The organism is Sphaerisporangium sp. NPDC051017, assembly GCF_040683095.1.
Lineage (GTDB): Bacteria > Actinomycetota > Actinomycetes > Streptosporangiales > Streptosporangiaceae > Sphaerisporangium.
Genome location: NZ_JBFBCI010000025.1, coordinates 41,839 through 58,689, shown reverse-complemented (window position 1 = coordinate 58,689; position 16,851 = coordinate 41,839). Strand labels below are relative to the sequence as shown.

At 69.3% G+C, this 16,851-nt stretch carries 11 protein-coding genes and 1 pseudogene; 5 read left to right on the top strand and 7 right to left on the bottom strand.

Annotated features, from left to right (window positions below; all coding sequences use genetic code 11):
• Positions 1-66: 66 nt before the first annotated feature.
• Entirely contained in the window at positions 67-5,265 is a 5,199-nt protein-coding gene (locus tag AB0M95_RS20875; protein ID WP_363766938.1) for a DUF4082 domain-containing protein, read from the bottom strand.
• Positions 5,266-5,831: 566 nt separating this feature from the next.
• Between AB0M95_RS20875 and AB0M95_RS20870 the strand changes: the two are divergent.
• Positions 5,832-6,098 (top strand): annotated as a pseudogene (locus AB0M95_RS20870) (transposase family protein); the annotation flags it as partial.
• A gap of 26 nt (positions 6,099-6,124) precedes the next feature.
• Complete coding sequence (locus AB0M95_RS20865; RefSeq protein ID WP_363766935.1) at positions 6,125-6,538, top strand: hypothetical protein; 414 nt, start codon at positions 6,125-6,127, stop codon at positions 6,536-6,538.
• 58 nt (positions 6,539-6,596) lie between these two features.
• On the opposite strand, the gene AB0M95_RS20860 is transcribed toward AB0M95_RS20865, so the two are convergent.
• Positions 6,597-7,280 carry a TetR/AcrR family transcriptional regulator gene (locus AB0M95_RS20860; RefSeq protein ID WP_363766932.1) on the bottom strand — a complete coding sequence of 228 codons (684 nt, stop codon included), beginning with the start codon at positions 7,278-7,280 and terminating at the stop codon, positions 6,597-6,599.
• A gap of 73 nt (positions 7,281-7,353) precedes the next feature.
• On the opposite strand from AB0M95_RS20860, the gene AB0M95_RS20855 reads away from it, so the two are divergent.
• Complete coding sequence (locus tag AB0M95_RS20855) at positions 7,354-8,406, top strand: hypothetical protein (protein ID WP_363766929.1); 1,053 nt, start codon at positions 7,354-7,356, stop codon at positions 8,404-8,406.
• On the opposite strand, the gene AB0M95_RS20850 is transcribed toward AB0M95_RS20855, so the two are convergent.
• Positions 8,370-9,584, bottom strand: coding sequence for an anhydro-N-acetylmuramic acid kinase (locus AB0M95_RS20850; protein WP_363766926.1), 1,215 nt, complete (start codon positions 9,582-9,584; stop codon positions 8,370-8,372). The two genes, AB0M95_RS20855 and AB0M95_RS20850, sit on opposite strands and share 37 nt — an antisense overlap.
• Positions 9,585-9,739: 155 nt before the next feature.
• On the opposite strand from AB0M95_RS20850, the gene lexA reads away from it, so the two are divergent.
• Complete coding sequence (lexA, locus tag AB0M95_RS20845) at positions 9,740-10,399, top strand: transcriptional repressor LexA (protein WP_363766923.1); 660 nt, start codon at positions 9,740-9,742, stop codon at positions 10,397-10,399.
• Between the two features lie 147 nt (positions 10,400-10,546).
• Positions 10,547-10,669, top strand: a complete 123-nt coding sequence (locus tag AB0M95_RS20840; protein ID WP_363766920.1) for a hypothetical protein — start codon at positions 10,547-10,549, stop codon at positions 10,667-10,669.
• A gap of 291 nt (positions 10,670-10,960) precedes the next feature.
• Here AB0M95_RS20840 and AB0M95_RS20835 read toward each other — a convergent pair whose 3' ends face one another.
• From AB0M95_RS20835 to AB0M95_RS20820, 4 genes are all read right to left on the bottom strand, one after another.
• On the bottom strand, positions 10,961-12,406 hold the full coding sequence (locus tag AB0M95_RS20835; RefSeq protein WP_363766917.1) for a salicylate synthase: 1,446 nt from the start codon (positions 12,404-12,406) through the stop codon (positions 10,961-10,963).
• Positions 12,407-12,470: 64 nt separating this feature from the next.
• Complete coding sequence (locus AB0M95_RS20830; protein ID WP_363766914.1) at positions 12,471-14,204, bottom strand: ABC transporter ATP-binding protein; 1,734 nt, start codon at positions 14,202-14,204, stop codon at positions 12,471-12,473.
• Between the two features lie 10 nt (positions 14,205-14,214).
• Positions 14,215-16,098 (bottom strand): ABC transporter ATP-binding protein, encoded by a 1,884-nt coding sequence (locus tag AB0M95_RS20825; protein ID WP_363766911.1) that lies wholly within the window; start codon positions 16,096-16,098, stop codon positions 14,215-14,217.
• Entirely contained in the window at positions 16,098-16,826 is a 729-nt protein-coding gene (locus AB0M95_RS20820; protein ID WP_363766908.1) for a class I SAM-dependent methyltransferase, read from the bottom strand. The genes AB0M95_RS20825 and AB0M95_RS20820 overlap by 1 nt, the downstream gene beginning before the upstream one ends.
• Positions 16,827-16,851 lie beyond the last annotated feature (25 nt).

Below are 16,851 nucleotides of genomic sequence, written 5' to 3'. Positions count from 1 at the left end.
GGAGGGTGGCGGGGCATCGAGTTTAACAGCCCGCCACCCGGCCGCCGCCCGGTGATTCCAATCGCGTTAGGGCTCGATCAACACCCAGAAGGGGTTCTCGGCGCCAACCCGGTAGTCGGCGTAGAACCTCTTGAGCGCGTCACCCTGCGCATTGTTCTGCCGACCGTTGACCGCGCGTACAGAGTATGCGCCGTTCGCCGTGGCGGCCCCTTGGTACGTCGAGGCGAAAGGATACTCGTCGCACTCAAGGCCGGCCGAGACGGGCAGCCTCTTGGGGTCCGACGCGTTCGGATACTTCCCCCGGAAATAATACTTGCAGTAGTTCGTCCCGTAGGTCTGCACCCAGTGAGTCTCTTCGGGCGTGCCGACGTCCATGTGCATCTCTATGTTGGAGAACTGTTGCCTGTTGATGCTCTGCTGGCCCTCCGGGCGTCTCACCAGGGGGTCACTATAGTTGTTGGCCCAGTCCCCCGGAATTATCTTTACGATTTCGTTGCCGAGTTTCTTCTTGGTGGGCGGGTACTCCGGATTCGTCCAGTCGTACAAGGGCCGCATCGGCGGGAACGTGTTCGCGTTCGTGTTCCAGTCGAGCGCGTCCTCGATGTGCTGAACCACCTCGATGAAGTTCGCGTCCCGCGTCTTCGACATCCTGAACACGCGGTGACTTCTGGTGTTGATACAGCCTCCGACCCGGTCCGGCACGCCGTCGTTCACCTCGGGGGACACCCCGAATGCCTTCCAGTCGCAGCGGAAATTGGGCGCCCAGAACGGGTCGGAGGCGTTCCCCGCGCCCTTCCGCCGGACGCCGACCGTCTTGCCGTTCTCGTCCAGGACGTACTGGCTCCACAGATGGAACGGCATCGGCTCCAGCGGGTCGTCGTAAACGAAGATCATGGGAAGGATGGTGCAGGTCGCGTTGGTATGGCTGGGGCTGCCGGCCCGGATGACGAACACGTCGTCAGGATCGTCATGCCATTTAGAGACGTCCTTACGCTGAGCGTCCCCGCTCCGCACGCTGCAGTTCGTGCCGGGCTTCTTCGTGCCGACGGACACGCCCAGACTGAGATCCAGGCCCTCCAGATCGACTGACGACAGCTTGACCTGGCCGTCCCCGTCGGTCACCGCGATCTCGTCGAGACGCGTGAAGAGCTTCATGTCCTGGGGCAGCAGGTCGGTTCCCGCCCCCTTGACCACCTTGGCGCCGGTCTCGTCGCCGAGGTAGCTGTGGATGACCCAGGTCGCCCGGAACCGGAACATGTCATCATCCTCGAACGCCGCGCTTCCGAAGACCTTCGACAACTGCTTGATCAGGCTGGACCTCTTGGCGGACTTCTTCATCGTCCTGGTTATCGGGTCCTCCTCGAAATCCTGAACATAGAGGTAGGAGGACCAGCAGGAGTAATAGGGCTTCTCCTGGATGCGGGCCTGCCGGTACTGGTAGTCACCAGGCGTCTCTTTGCAGTCCTGCAGGTCGATGTGCTCGTAGTCGAAGCCGGGGGCGCTGACCGCACCGGCCGTCGCCGCCTTGGCTGGCGCCGTCTTCTCCTTCGCCCCGGAACCACGCCGGGCTGCGGCACCGAGGGGTTCGGCGTACAGGCCGACGATATCGGCGCCGCTCAGCGCCCGCTGGTACAACTTGACCTCGTCGACGGCACCGGCCATGCCCGGTCCGAGCCGCATGGCGGCGTCGGCGTTCCACGCCGAGTGGGTCAGCTGAGCGGTGCCGATCTGCTCGCCGTTGAGGTACAGCGTCGCGCTCCTGGCCACGGCGTCGTACACACCGGTGAGATGGAACCATTCGCCCACCGGCGGTTCGACGTTGGACAGCACGCCCTCGGCCGTCGCGCCGGGAGAGTCGTCGCCGGTGAAGGTGAACACCAGACCGTGGTCCGGTGTGTTGCCCAGGCGGAAGGGCGCCTGGTGTTCGCCCTTCTGCTCGAGCACCCTGTAGTCGCCGTCCTTGTCGTCCCACCGCAGCCAGGCGCTGACGGTGAGGCTCTCGTCCGTGCGGAGCACGGGGCCGACGGTCTTCGCCAGCGGCTCCTCGGCCGGGTGAACAGCCCCGACGACCCAGCGTGCCAGGTTGGAGGCGAAGTTCACGTCGACCCAGTAGTTGCCGCCGCCGTAGGTGCTGGTCGGGAACTGCGAGGCCGGGCCATAGCCGTAGACCCCGTTACCGCCGTACACCTCGGTGGTCGCCGGAGCGTGCAGCGGCGGGTTGTCGGTCGCCGTGGCGAAGTGCCCGGCGTCGAACGCGTAGCGGCCGGCCGGGGCGTAGTAGGACGCCACATAGGTGGTTCCCGAAGTCACCTGGACCGGCGCGGCGAAGGTGAGCGTCTGCCACCCGGATTCGGTCTCGCCGGTGAACGTCCCCGTTGCCAGTTTCACCCCCGAGGCGGTCCACAGGTTCCCGATGTGGGCTCCGGTGTTGCCCGGCCCCTTGTAGAACCGGACCCCGGTGACGAATCCGGGCTGGTCGGCGGTGAATTTCACCCCCAGCTCCAGCGGGTCGGGGTCGGTGGAGGCCCCGGTCCCCGGGGTTGCGGTCGCGCCGAACAGGTGCTTCGTGCTCACCCCGGACAGAGCGGGATCGGGCTGCCCCTGGTTGAGCACGAACTCGACGTCCACCCAGTAGTTGCCGCCGTGAAAACTGCCGGACGGCATCAGCGAAGAGGCGCCGTAGGCGTAGACGCCGTTGCCGCCGTACACCTCGGTGGTGGCCGGGGCGTGCAGCGGAGGGCTGTCGGTGGCCGAGCTGAAGAAGTCGTCGTTAAAGGAATAGTGCCCGGACGGGGCGAAGTAGGACGCCACGTATGTCGTATCGGGCACCACTTGCACCGGGGCGGCGAAGGTGAGCGTCTGCCATCCGGACTCGGTCTCGCCGGTGAACGTCCCCGTCGCCAGTTTCTGCCCCGCTGTGGTCCACAGGTTGCCGATGTGGGTTCCGGTGTTGCCCGGCCCCTTGTAGAACCGTACCCCGGTGACCAGGCCGGGCTGGTCGACGGTGAACTTCACCCCCAGTTCCAGTGAGTCGGACTCCTCGACCGCCGCGACCGCCGGGGTCGCCGTGTCAGCGAACAGGTGCGCGGGAGCGGCGACCGGCGCGGTGACCGCCGTGAAGACGGTCCTGACGCCGTCCGCGGCGGTGTGGGTGAACTGGGTGGGCGAATCCTTGACGACCTTGGAGGTGTCGGCGGGGTCGGACTCGCGCTCGTAGGTGCCGTCCGCCTGCCGGGTGTAGGTGAGCTGAGAGCCGTCCGCGCCGGTGAACAGCACGTACCCGTCGTCGGAGTGATCCTCGAACGTCATGCCCGACACGGGGGAACCAGCCGCCGGCCCATCCGTGCTGGAAACCGCGTTTCCGCTCTTTCCGGGCCCCCAGGCCGCCCTGTCGTTCAGCGTCGCGTCGTGATCGCCCGCCGAGTCGGCGGCGGTGTTCCCGGTGCCCTCGTCGAAGGTCCAGTGGGCAGCTACCCCCTCGACTGTCCGAAACGACCAGGAGTAGGGATCCATCGCGTTCTCCCACTCATCGATGGCCCCTGAGACGTCGACCGTGTACGTCGTGCCCGGGCTCAGCGCCTGCTGGGGAGTGAACGTCACCACCTTCTGCGCGGCGTCGCGGGTGATCGTGCCCTCGATCACGGTGCCATGTGACGTCTTCACCGAGAGTTCGGCCTCGTCGATCGGCTCGGTGAACGTCACGCGCACCTTCGCGTCAAGGGCAACCTCTGTCGCGTCGCTCGCTGGCTCGGCGACGAGGACGCGCGGGGCGAGGGTGTCCTCCTCGTCTGGGCTCGTGGTGTCGGGACCACTGGGCGACGCCTCGACCGAGTCGAGCATGTCGGTTCCGACCAGATAAGGCTGCCCGTCACGGTGCATCCAGGCGGCGGAGACGGTTTCCTCGCTCATCACCAGCGATGAGGGCGCCACAGGCGCGTCGGGGACGTACATCGACTTCGCCACCGCTTCGTCGTACTCGGGAAACGACGTGAGCGGCTCGGGCGCGGAGATCACGACCGTCTCCCTGCGTGGCGGCGCCGGAGGCTCGAAGTCGACGGTGAGCCTGGGACCATGAGCCAGCCCGCCGTCGGTCTGCTCGCGGGTGCGGTAGCGCCGCCAGTTGGTCAGGTCCGACTCGTTGCCCGCGCGAAGTTGGATGCCGTAGTTCGGCTCGCCGTCGGCCCAGGCCTGGACGATCCCGTTGACCGAGTGGATGAGGTCGTGCGCGTAGTTCATCCCCCCGGCGCAGTCGGTGCTGTAGGCGCCGTACTCGGTGTCCGCGCCCACGTTGGTGACCGTGGGCTGGGTGGACCACAGCAGGGTCAGCTCATCCCAGTCGGAGGTGATCCGCCTAGCGGTGACGCCTGACCCGACGACCTCGCCACACGCGTTGGACAAGTAGTTCCACAGTTCCAGGTCCGCGTTCTGGATCGTGGACCCCCAGAAGAGGTCACCCTGGGGAGGCATCGGGAACTGGATGTAGCTACGCCAGCGTTTCGTGCCGGTGTTGGACTTGCCGACCAGGATGCGGTCCAGTTGGAAGTTGTCCCAGCTGTCGGTTAGGTCGACGTCATTGACGAAGGTGTCCATCGACTCGCCTGTTCCGGCAGGGCAGTTCCCCAGGGTGCACTCGAACCAGTCGTCATCGACCACGGCCATGGTCACCGGGTACGACGTCGCCTGGTCGGCGAGGAAGGCCGGATCGGGCGTGTACACCAGCGCCGAGCCGTCCAGGCTGACCGCGGCCCTGCCGACCCTGGCGGTGTCGAGATCGCCGTTCGGGTCCGCCGCGACCGCGTCCAGCAGCAGTGCCGGTCGGATGTCGACAGGACGTGTGCCGTCACCGCCTTTCAGCGTCGGCGCCCCCTTGGCGTTCTCGCCGAAGGAGAGACCCTTGGGCAGGTCCACCGGAACGCGGAAGGTCACCGGGTCGGCCGGTCGTCGCCGGATGACGATCTGCTGCCGGAAACCGGCCGGGGTGGCGGTGACGACCAGGTCGATGCCCTTGCCGTACGCCGACGAGTAGGTGGCGGTGCTGCCGTTGAGGGTTGGCGCGGACAGCTTGCCGGGAGCATCGATCCGCGTGACCGCGCCAGCGCCCTTGCTCTTGATCACGGCGGTGTCGCCGCCGGCCGACAGCGTCAGGTCACCTTTGGCGGCCTTGGGCCCGACGACACCGTCCGCCTCGACGAGAGTGGTGTCGACCGGGACGAAGCCGTCGCCCTTGGCGTTCTTGACCCGGATGGGCTGCAGGTACTGCTCCATCCGGAGCGTCCTGCCGTCGGGTTGGCGTACAGCGTGGACGTCTCGGTCCGCCGGGACGGGATCTCCACGCGCTGACCGGTCTTGCGCGCCTTCTCGCTGGCGGCTTTCACGACCTTGTCGACGACCCGCGTGCCCGCCTCGGCCGCGGGCACGGCGGCAGGGTTCTGAGTAGGGGATGGCGGTTCTTGCTGCGCCCATGACGGCGCCACCGCCAGGCCGATGACCAGCGTCGCGCTCAGCGTCGCGGCGACAGCGTTCACAAGGCGGCGTCCACGCCACCTGTTCATGGAGTGGGAAGGCGGAAGCCCTCCTCTTCCTGAGGCCGGGGTCACTTGGTTCTCCCGCGTGCATGCGAGTGGCCCGCACTTCCACACAGGCCACTCGAACATGGATTCGACGTTCAGGAAACTATCCGTAAAGAGAGCATAAAGAAAGACACAACAGCAGCTTTAGTGATCATGGCCGACAAGCCAGCCTACAAAGATCAAAACTTGCCATCCAGGTCGGTCACTCTCCGCTATCAGCGGCGTCACGGCCGAACTGAGCCCGCTGGCCGAGCCGAGCTCGCCTGGCGCTACGTCCGCGAGGCGATCGCCCTGCTCGCCCGCCGCGCACCCACCCTGGACCAGGCGTTACGCGCCGCCAATTAGGCCGGATACCCGTTCGTGATCGTGGACGGCACGCTGATCCCGATCGACCGGGTGGCCGCCGATCGGCCGTACTACTCGGGCAAGCATAAGAAGCACGGGATGAACATCCAGGTCATCGCCGCCCCGGATGGCACGCCGCTGTGGACCTCGGGCTCGCTTCCCGGCTCGGTCCACGATCTGCGGCGGCCCAGAGACTGGACGCCGCGGGAGTGATCGCGCTGGGGGACAAGGGGTACGTCGGCGCAGGTGAGCAGGTGCTGGTCGCCGCCGGAAGCCTGGACGACGCCCGGTCCGCCTGGCCGGCAGACCGCTGGCCGCGGCGGGACATCTTCCTGAGAGTCAACCTGGCACTCCGCGCGGAAAACGCGATGGCCCTCGGCCACCGCGAGGTGGCCGAGAAGTGCTACCGCCTCCTCCTCCCGGCGCAGGAGGAGATGATCGGCCTGCCGACCGTGGCGATGACCCTCGGCCCCGCCGGCCTCACACTGGGCCGGCTGGCGGAGTTCCTGGGCGACCCCGCCCGTGCCACCGAGCACTACGCCACGGCCGCCGATGTCGCACGGCAACTCGAACCATCAGTCTGGCACGACCGGGCGGGCACAACGCCATGTCACGGCGTCTGAGCGAGGAACTCGCCGCCGCGATGAGAGCGTGCTGGGCTTCGGGACGCTCTGTGTCGTGTCAGGAATTGCCGTCCTCATCCGATCCCCTCGCGCAAGTACTCCCCAAACCCTCGGCAAGGCTCTCCTCCTCCCCGCCTGTGCGCCTGTCGCCGCGGCGTTCGATCGCGAGGCCGTCGAGGTGGCGCGCGACGCTCGCGGTCAGCGACTCAGCGGTATGGAGGTCCGGCCGCACGGCGGCGTGCACGGCGAGGCCGTCCAGCAGCGCATGCAGGCGTTCGGTCTGAGCCGGTACGTCGGCCGGGGCCAAGCCGGCGTCGGAGAGATCCATGATCATGGTGTGGCAACCGGCACGCAAAGCTTCGTACCCACCGTCCCGGAGTGGACGTAGCGCGGGGTCGTACGCGGCTCGTGCGGTGAAGGCCAGCCAGACCTCGTTCTCGGCGCGTCGTTCGTCGTCGAGAGGGAGCAGTTCAAGCAACGTCCGTTCCGCCCGCCGTCGCGGGTCGGGTTCGGGCTCCAACCGAGCGAGACGATCTTCGATCCGCTCGATGACGCTGCGGAACGCGAACACCATCAACTCGGACTGGGTCGCGAAGTAATGACGCAGTGATCCCATCGACAGACCCGCCTCGCGCGCCACGTTTCGTACGGACGCGTGCTCCAGGCCGTCACGGCGCACCACCCGCAGCACAGCGTCGGCGATCTCTCGCCGCCGTTCGACCGGATCCACCACTCTCGGCATTGACTTTTTATAGCACGACTGTACTACCATCCGTTTCTAGCACAGCTGTGTTACTTAATGGACGGAGAGGTTCATGACACGGATCGACCGTTTGAGACGCCGGTCGCGGCCGGGCGGTGGACTGGCCACACTGCTCCGCCGTCGCAGCGTCCAGATCACCGTCCTGGGTTGGCTGTCCGGCAACGCCTTGGTGCTTGCCCTGGCGGGGGACGCGCTCCCGTTCGACTGGCCGGCCGCCACCACACGTACGCCGGGCGAGTACCTCATCCAGACCAACCTGGGGTTGGCCGAGGTGTTCCTGCTCACTGCCTTGACCTACGGGCTCACCCGCAAGCGCGCGATACCCGATCTCGCCGAGCGAGCCCCGGAACGCGCGGTCGCCGCCCGCGAAACGCTCTTGATGTTGCTGTACGGGGCCGGCGGGTTGGCGCTGGGCTTCGTCCTGGCCCGGCTCGCCGGATGGCATCCGTTCGCGCTCCACCTCGCCGGTTCCATCTACGGCACCCATGAGCATGTCCAGCCCATGGAGTCCATCGCCTGGGCCTGCTACAACCTCACCGTCTACGCTGTGGTGCCCCTGATCTTCTTCAGGCGGCGATACCCAGCCGAGGCGCTCAACCTGCGCTCCAATGACCGGCGAGCCGACGCTGTGCTGATCGGCGTGATCCTCCTGCTCGAGTCTCTCGTCCAGATCGCCGTGCTGGATCCGGGAATCTTCGATCTCACGGGCCGTCAGCTGATGCTCGGGGTACCGCTGACCTTCGTGTTGTACCTCGCCGGCGCCGTGCTGCCCGCCATGATCTTCATCTACGCGATCCTGGTGCCGCGCTTCATGCGCCTCACCGGGTCGACGGCGACCACGGTGATCCTGGGAGGACTGACGTACACCGCGTTGCACATCTGGGATGCGTGGACCTTGTTCGACACCCCGGGCAACGCCGTCCTCTCCCTCCTGTTCCTGCTGTCGACCTACTTCGCGCCCGGGATGTTCAAGACGGTGCTCACCGTGCGAACCGGCAACGCGTGGGTGCACGTCTGGGCTTACCACGCGCTCGCGCCGCACGTCCTGGCCGACACCCCGAACATCATTCACGTCTTCGACCTGTCGGCGGCCGCCAGAAACTGAACCGCCGGTCGGGTCAGGGTCAGGGCTCGGGGAGGGGCTGACAGTGGGGCCGGGAGGACGAGCGGCTCCGAGCCGGGGGTGAGCGTGCCGAGGACGCGTGGGGCACGCGCCCCGGTGCCGGCCGGTACGGTTCCCGGCAGGCCGTGCATGGTATGCCAGCCGATGAGGGCGAAGGCGATGGCCTCCTTGCCGTCGGCGGGGGCGCCGTACTCGTCGGAGAAGGTGAAGGTCACGTCCGCGAGCGCGCGGCGAAGGCCGTCCACCAGCACGCGGTTGCGGCATCCGCCGCCGGAGGCGACGAGGAGGTCGGCACCGGCGGCCGTCACCTCACGCGCGACCGTACGCACGGTCAGCTCGGTGAGGGTCGCGACCAGGTCGGGGCCGTCGGGCCGGACGCCCGCCTTCGCCATCGCGTCCTCGACGTAGGGAGCGTGGAAGAGCTCCTTGCCGGTGCTCTTGGGGGCGGGCAGCCGATAGTAGGGGTCATCGAGCAGGACCGCGAGAAGGCGTTCGTCGACCCTCCCGGAGGCGGCGATGCGCCCGTCCTCGTCGAACCCGCGCGTGTTCAGCCCCCGGCTTGCCACGACGGCGTCGATGAGCGCGTTCCCCGGGCCGATGTCGTAGGCGAGGAGATCGCCCTGGCCGCGCACCACCGTCATATTCGAGATCCCGCCCAGGTTGAGCACGGCCGCAGTGCCCGGGTGCCCGGCGAGCAGCAGGACGTCGAGCAGGCAGACGAGGGGGGCGCCATGCCCGCCGGCCGTGATGTCGCGGACGCGAACGTCGGACAGCACGGGGGTTCCCGTGCGCTCCGCGATCCAGGCGGGCTGGCCGATCTGCAGGGTCCCCCTGGCATGGGCGCCATCGACCCAGTGGAAGACGGTCTGACCGTGCGAGACGATCAGGTCGACCGGCCCGGCCCGCTTGATCGCCATGGCGGCGGCCTCGGCGAAGCTCTGGCCGATGAGCGTGTCCAGCTCGCACACCTCGGCGAGGGTGACCGCCGCGGGGGGAAGCGCCTTGGCCAGGCGTGCGCGGAGTTCGCGTGAGTACGGGGTGACCGCCGTGTACTCGACCACCCCGGCGAGCGTGCCGCCGGCGTAGTGCAGGTCGAAGGCGACCAGGCCCGCGTCGATGCCGTCGTGGGAGGTACCGGAAATCATTCCGAGGATTCTCATGATCGCTCTCCGAGTGCGCCCGCGCGGTCAGCTTACCGCCGCTTCCCCGCGGCTCACCGAGGAAGCGGCCCGGCAGGACCGTCCCCAGAACGAGCACGAGCGTGGCAAGGCCGGAAGAACGCGCCACCGGTGCCGCCGCGTTTAGGATTCCGCAGGTGACCACCTTCGACGATCCCGACCCGTTCGAGTATCTGGACTTCTCGGCCCTGCCACAGCGCCAGCAGCGGATCCTGGCCACGATCCGGGACTGGGTGGTCAGGTACGGGTATCCGCCGAGCGCACGCGAGATCGGCGACGCGGTCGGGCTGCGGTCGTCCTCGTCGGTGTCGAAACACCTGAGGAGCCTGGAGGAGAAGGGGTTCCTCCGCCGGGGCACGACGATGACCCGGCCGATCGATGTGCGTCTGTTCCTGCGGGCCTCGGCACCGAAACCGGCCGGCGACCTGGTGTCCGTACCCGTGGTCGGAGACATCGCCGCGGGCAGTCCCATCACGGCCGAACAGCACGTGGACGACATGCTGACCCTGCCCCGCGATCTCACCGGGCGTGGCACCGTGTTCGGTCTTCGTGTGCGGGGCGATTCGATGATCGACGCCGCGATCTGCGACGGCGACGTCGTCGTGGTGCGGCAGCAGCCCGAGGCCCACTCGGGCCAGATCGTCGCCGCGATGATCGACGGCGAGGCCACCGTCAAGGTGTACCGCCGGCGTGACGGGCACATCTATCTCGAACCACGCAACCCCGCCTACGACGTCATCGACGGCGACGGCGCCGTGGTCCTGGGCGTCGTGGTCTCGGTCCTTCGTAGCGTCTGAGCACCCCAGGCGGACACTCCGATCCCACTCCACGGGACCCGGGGCGGACCGGAGCCTCCATCAGGGGACCGGCCGCCCACCGCCATCGCGCTCCGGCGAGGCGATCCTTGGCATTCGGCTTCGCGAAGCAGGATGAAAATGCGCTCAGTGATCGTCCCAGTGGCTTTCGTGGAGGGCGTGGCGGTGGCCGTCGTGAATGTAATCGACGTGGTCCTCGTGGGGTACGGAAACGTGACCGCATGCCGGGCCATGCTGGTGATCGTGATGTGAATGGATGGTGTGCTTCGCCGGTTCGCATTCATCGACGTGGTCTTCATGCAATTTGTGCAGACATCCGTCATGGACGTAATCGACGTGATCGCCGTGGGGCACCGCCACGTGTCCGCAGCCCGGCCCGTGCTGGTGACTGTGGCCCGCATGAGGGCGGTGCTCGGTAAAAGCCGTCATGATTCCCCCTGGTATGCCTACCGGCGAGGTGACGCTCACCGACGCCCTATTCCCCCCTCACGATACTCAGAGGATCCGCCCCGATCCCCAAAGCGACTGCGTACCGCGATAAAACTAGCCGGAAAGGTTTTCGGAATCCCTCAAAAGACTCTGAAAGCGCAGGTACGGGACAACACTCCGCAACTTCTCGCATGTTTCTTCGTATTCGCGCTCGGGAGCGGACTGCCCCATCACTCCGGCTCCGGCACGGAGCCAGGTGCGCCGTCCCCTGCCGAACAGCGTCCGCAGGACCAGCGCGGCATCGAGTGAGCCGTCCGTCCCCGCCCGGAAGACGGCGCCGCCGTAGAGCCCCCTGGGCCCTGCCTCATGCCGGGTCAGGGCCGTGAGGGCGGCGGCTCTCGGCACACCGGTCGCCGTGATGGCCGGGAAGAGAGCCCCGAACGCCGACCAGGGGCCGACGGCCTCCTCCAACCTCCCGGCGACCCGGGACGCGAGGTGCTGCACCGACCCACGCTCCTTGACCGTCATGAACTCCTCGACGATCACCGACCCGGGCCTGCAGATCGATTCCATCTGCTCGCAGGCGAGCCGTACGGAGATCGCGTGCTCGTGCACCTCCTTCGCGTCGGTGAGGAGTTCGCGGCGCAGACGCTCGTTCTCCTCCGGGTCCGGCCCGAAAGCGCGGGTCCCCGCGAGTGGCTGGGTGGAGACGCGGCCGCTCGGGTCGACCTCGACCACGGTCTCCGGACTGAAGCCCGCCGCCTGCCAGCCCCCGAGGTTCAGCAGGAACGATCGCGCGGGGGTGTTCGCCCGGCGGCCGACGAGGTAGGTGGCGGCGAAGTCGGGCACGTCACCAGGGGGCAGCGGCACGGCCCGCGAGAGGACGGCCTTGCCGATGAGACCCGCGTGAATGTCGGCGACGCCCCGGGCGACCGCCTGGCGGTAGGCGTGCCCGCCCGCGGCGATGAGCCGCTCGGCGTCGGGCAGCGCCGGAAGGGCCGCCGCGACCTGGGCATCGGCCGCGACCCGGGCATCGGGCGCGGGCTCGGACGTGAGTAGGGCGCGGATCTTCCTGGTCCAGGCGTCGCCGTCCGCGCGCACCTCGGCCTTGCCGGGGCGCAGCGCGACCTCGACGCTGGGCACGATGAGGTGCAGCAGCGGCTCGGTCCCCGCTTCGGCGGGGTCGCCGTGGAGCACGTGGGCGAGTTCGAAGGCGGCCCACCCGTACAGGTGACGGTCCGCCGCGCCGGTCCGCCCCAGCGCCGCGACCGCGCCGGCGACCTGGTCCAGCGGCCGGCCGTCGATCGGCACGATCCAGGTGCGGCCCCGGGCACGGGCGACGACCTGCGCCGCGTCCACGGTGAGCGTGACGGCGTTCCCCGCGGCGAAGTACCAGATCCCCGCCTGCTCGTAGACCACGTGTTCCTGGCCGAGTCCGGCGCGGGTGAGCAGCACCGCCGCGGCGGCCAGGTCGTCGGGGGCGTCGTGGACGGTGGAGGGCCCGAGGGCGGGCACCGCCCGTGCCCAGTCCGCCCACACCGTGGCCGGCTCGATGCTCATCGTCGTGCTCCTTGTCATGCGGCCACCTCGGCGCGGCCGATCGTGCTCGTCGGGGTGGACGGGTTCATCGGGCGGGCTCCAGCCGCCATCCCTCGGCCCGGCCGCGCTGGTCCCAGAAGGTGGCGTAGGTGCCGCGCAGGGCCATCAGCTCGTCGTGGGTGCCGCGTTCGGTGATCCGCCCGCCGTCCATGACGAGCACCTGCTCGGCGGCCAGCACGGTGCTGAGCCGGTGTGTGATGACCAGCAGCGTCTTGTCCGCGGCCAGCGCCCGCACGGTCGAGGTCAGCGCGGCCTCGCTCTCCTGGTCGAGCGCGGCGGTCGCCTCGTCGAGCACGAGGATCGGCGCGTCCTTGAGGAGGGCCCGGGCGATGGCGACACGCTGACGCTGGCCGCCGGACAGGGCGGTTCCGCCTTCTCCGACCACGGTCGACCAGCCGTCGGACAGCGTCCGGACCACCTGGTCCAGTCCGGCGAGGGCCGCCGCCCGGTGGAGCGCGTCCTCGCTCGCCTCCGGGTCGCCGATGCGCACGTTGTCCTCGATCGTGCCCTCGAAGAGGTAGACGTCCTGGAAGACGATCGAGACCGACGCGGCGAGAACCTCGGGAGAGATGTCCCGCACGTCGACGCCGCCGACGTGCACGACGCCGCCGGTCGTGTCCCAGAAGCGGGCGAGCAGGCGGGCGACCGTGGTCTTCCCGGCTCCGGACGGGCCGATGAGCGCGGTCATGCTGCGTTCGGGGATGCGGAAGCTCACGTCGGCGAGCAACGTCCCCCGCCCCATCCCCACCGGCGTGCTCCGCGGGTAGTCGAAGCTCACCTGATCGAACTCCACGTCGGCCCCGCCGGGCGGCCGGGGGTCGGCGGGCCGGGGAAACGGGCGCGTGTCCAGCAGAGCGCGCAGCCGCTGGAGGCTGCCCCGTGCGATCCGCATCCCCGCACCGAGGTCGGCCGCGGTGGACACGCTGTCGGTGAGCCTGCCGACGAGCACCAGCAAGGCGGGCATGGTCGCGACGTCCAGGGAGCCGTCCAGCGTCCATGACACCGTCAGGGCCAGCAGCAGTGCGAAGACCATCCGGGCGGCGAAGGCGAAGGACACCAGACCCGGGGTTCCGCGTTGGATGAGCAGGCGGTCCCCCCGGGCCTGCCCCACCAGCGCGTCGTCGAGCGCGCCATAGCCCTCGGCCGTCCTGCCGAACGCGCGCAGCACCGGCTGGTTCCGCACGAACTCCAGGACGCGGTCGGCCGACTCCGCGATCGCGCCGTCGCGGCCGTCGTCCAGCCTGCGCACCACGGAGGTGCTCCACACGTGGACGGCCAGCAGCACGGGCGCGCACAGCACCAGCACGAGCGCGACCCGCGTGTCGAGGAAGAGGCACGCGACGACGATGGTGACCGGAGTCAGCACCGAGGTGACCAGCGGGCGCAGCAGGTGGGCCGGCATGTTCATCACCTGGATGACGTCCTGCCCGGCGAGCCGGCCGAACTCCGCGGCCCGCCCGGCGGTGAACCAGCCGAGAGGCAGGTCCAGGGCGTGCCCGGCGAGGCGCCGGTGCAGTACGCGGGACAGCCGGGAACCCGCGGTGAAGCCTTGGCTGAGACCGATCGCCTGCAGGATCGCGTATCCGAGCGAACAGATCACGAGGGCGGTGAGCCACGGCCGGACGTCGCCGGAGACGTCATCGAGCAGGGCCCGCAGGAGCGGCACCAGGAGGGCGAAGGCGACGCCCTGGAGGACGGCGGCACCGGCCTGCACGGCGAGAAGACGGTTCAGCGGCCCCGATCCTTCGGATCCGAGCACGCGGTGAAGATCACGAATCATCGCGGGGTTCCCTCTCGCGGATCGTCGGGTCGTCGGATCGGCCGAGGACGGCCGGAGCCGGGACGGCTGCCTCTTCACGCGTCTCGTCTCGCCCGGTGGACTGTGCCTTCCACAAGGTGGCGTAGCGCCCGCCCGCGGCCAGCAGTTCCCGGTGGCCGCCCCGCTCGGCGACGCGCCCGCCGTCGAGCACGACGATCTGGTCGGCGTGGCGGATCGTGGGCAGCCGGTGCGCGATGACGAGGACCGTCCGGCCGGCGGCCAGCGTCGACAGCGCGGCCTGGATCAGCGCCTCGGAGTAGGGGTCGGCATGCGCCGTCGCCTCGTCCAGGACGAGGACGGGCGCGTCGGCCAGCAAGGCGCGGGCGATGGACACGCGCTGCGCCTCCCCGCCGGAGAAGGTGACCCCGGTGCCGACCTCGGTGGCGTAGCCGTCGGGCAGCGCGGCGATCCTGTCGTGGATCTGGGCGGCACGCGCGGCCCGTTCGATCTCCTCGTCGGTGGCCGTGGGCCGGCCGAGACGGATGTTGTCGGCGACGGAGGCACGCAGCAGCCGCACGTCCTGGAGGACGAAGCCGACATTCTGATAGAGGCAGGCGGATGACATGTCGCGGACGTCGATGCCCCCGATGGTCACCGCCCCGGCCGTGACGTCCTGGAAACGGAGCAGCAGGGAGGCGAGGGTGGACTTCCCCGATCCGGAGGGCCCGACGAGCGCGGTGATCGTGCCCGGTTCGAGGTCGAGGTCGACGCCGCTCAGCACGTCGGTGTGCCCGTCATAGGAGAAGGAGACCCCGCGCACCGACACGCGGAACCCCTGCGGGGTGAGGGGCGCCTCGGTCTGCGGCAGGGCCGGCATGCCGAGCAGCGCGGAGATCCGGGCCGCCGCAGCCTGTCCGGCCCTGATCTGCTGGACGCGGGTGCCGACCACGCTCATCGGGGCGGCGACGGCGGGCCCCAGCAGCATGAAGGGGATGAGGTCCGCGCCGGTCGTCCATCCGCCGGCCACGAGCGCGGTCCCCGCGGCTGCCAGTAGGAGCAGCACGAGCACCGGGGAGACGACCAGCAGAGCTCCGGTGGAGGTGACCAGCGTGGTCCGGACCCACCTGGTGAAGAAGTCGGAGAAGCCGTCGGTGGCCGCCAGCAACCGGTCGTGGACCCTGCGTCCACGACCGAAGGTCTTCAGCACGGCGATGCCGGTGACGAACTCGACGGCGGTCGAGGAGATCCGGCCGAGGGTCGCGCCGTACTCGGCCATCTGGGCCGCCGCGCCGGACATGGCCCGGCCGAAGAGGTACGCGCCGGCGGCGAGCGGCACGATGCTCAGCAGCGCGAGCCGCCAGTCGACGGTGAACAGGTACACCAGCGCCGCGGCGGGCGCGACGAACAGGGCCGTGACATCGAGCAGGGTGTGGGCGACGAGTGTGTGGAGAGCGCGCACGTCGTCCTGTACGGCCCGCTTGATCTGGCTCGCGCCTCCGGCGCTGATCCAGCCCAGCGGCAACCGTCCGGCGTGATCGGCGAGCCGCCGGCGGAGGGTGAGTTGCAGGTCGTTGTCGGCGATGTGGCTGACGAAACCCGCCGCCGAGCCCAGCGCGAGGGCGGCGAGCCCGGAGACGCAGGCCACGGTGACCAGAGGCCAGAGGTCTCCGGCCTGGGGGCGGGAGCCGCCGGTGAGGTGGGCGGCGATCCGCGCCACGGCGACGAAGGGCGTGACTCCGGCCAGCGCCGCCGCGGCCTGGAGGACGACGGCCGTTGTGAGGCGGCCCCGGACCTGGCGGAGGATGCCGCGCAACGGAGGCGGCGGGGTGTCCGGGGAGTCCGGCGCGGGGGGTGGCTGCGCGACCGGATGGGAGGGATGTGAGGAATTGCGCATCACTTGACGAGAACTCCGATCTCGGGAATCGCCTGCCCGGCCGCCTCGGTGATGCGGCGGCTGGTCATTCCGGACTCACGGGCGAGACGGGCGACGTCGAAGGTGTGCCAGATGTAGTCGTCGGCGACCTCGCGCACGGTTCGGCCGTCCCGGAGCACCTTCCAGGTGGTGGTGAACCGCATGGCGTCGCCCTGCGCGGGCTCGCCGCCGATCCACCATTCGTAGGTCTGGCGGCCGATGGTCTCCCGCAGTGACATCACGGGCGGGATGACACGCGGCGAGGAGACGCCCATGAGCTCGACGATGATGAGGCCGCCGTCGGGCAGCCTGCCGGACAGCCGCCGCCACAGCGAGCCCCGCTCAGCGGGGGTGAGGTGCCCCGCCACCCCGAAGATCACGACCGCCGAGAGCCGTTCGGGCGGCTCCAGGTCCTGCGCCGAGTGGTCGACGACGGTGACACGGCGGCGCAGGTCGGGGTCGCGGGCCACTCGCGAGGTGAGCATGGCGCGCATGGCGGCGGACGGCTCGGCGGCGATGATCTCCGCGTCCGGAAGCGCGGACGCGATGACCTCGGTGATCCGGCCGGTTCCGGCGCCGATCTCCAGCACGGGACCGTGCGAGACGTCGACGCCGGCGAGCACACGGGCCAGCGGTGGTCCGCTGCTGGCGGTGTGGCGGGTGGCGACCATCTCGTAGAACTCGGCCGAGGTCGAGTAGTAGTCGATCACGGGAGTGCTCCTGCTCGGAAGGACG